2 protein-coding genes are annotated in these 635 nt (G+C 59.1%); both read left to right on the top strand.

All coding sequences use genetic code 11. From position 1 onward, the window contains the following. Positions 1-79: 79 nt before the first annotated feature. Positions 80-400, top strand: coding sequence for an IS66-like element accessory protein TnpA (gene tnpA, locus ACF8SD_RS04130; protein ID WP_014754842.1), 321 nt, complete (start codon positions 80-82; stop codon positions 398-400). After that, the coding region (tnpB, locus tag ACF8SD_RS04125) for an IS66 family insertion sequence element accessory protein TnpB (protein ID WP_392483910.1) at positions 397-635 on the top strand (239 nt) is incomplete at its 3' end. The genes tnpA and tnpB, both read left to right, overlap by 4 nt.

Raw genomic sequence — 635 nt, 5'->3', positions numbered from 1 at the left:
CTTCCGAACTCCAGCATTAAGGGCGATGGTGTCCGCGTATTTTTAAGCGGACGCGATCACCCTTATCGCCAGGATTTCCATGCGCCAACGAAGCTCTTATCCGAAACCATTCAAAGCCCAAGTCGTTCAGGAATGCCTGCAACCTGGCGCGACGGTGTCCAGTGTTGCCATCAGCCACGGCATCAATGCCAACGTCATCCGCAAATGGCTGCCGCTCTATCGAGATCAGCCTGCAGCAGCTTCACTACCGGCTTTCGTCCCGCTAAAAGCCCCACCTAAACGGCCAGTCGAGGCGTCAGTGATCATCGAGTTGCCCATGGCCGGGCAAGTGATCACGGTGAAATGGCCAACCTCAGATCCTGAGGGCTGCGCGCAATTTATCCGGGCTGTCTCTCAATGATCCGCATCGATGCGATCTGGCTGGCCACCGAGCCGATGGACATGCGCGCCGGTACCGAAACCGCTTTAGCCCGAGTAATCGCGGTGTTTGGTGCGGCGAAGCCGCACTGCGCTTATCTGTTCGCCAATCGCCGGGCCAACCGGATGAAAGTGCTGGTGCACGACGGCGTGGGCGTCTGGCTTGCCGCACGGCGACTGAACCAAGGCAAGTTCCACTGGCCCGGCATTCGCCATGG

Source organism: Pseudomonas sp. CJQ_9 (assembly GCF_043106615.1).
GTDB classification, from domain to species: domain Bacteria; phylum Pseudomonadota; class Gammaproteobacteria; order Pseudomonadales; family Pseudomonadaceae; genus Aquipseudomonas; species Aquipseudomonas juntendi.
The sequence above is the reverse complement of the archived record's forward strand: the minus strand, read 5'-3'. Positions and strand labels throughout refer to the sequence as shown.

Excerpts from the sequence above, each read along its gene's own strand:
- tnpA (WP_014754842.1), top strand. The coding sequence starts at position 80 with ATGCGCCAACGAAGCTCTTATCCGAAACCATTCAAAGCCCAAGTCGTT.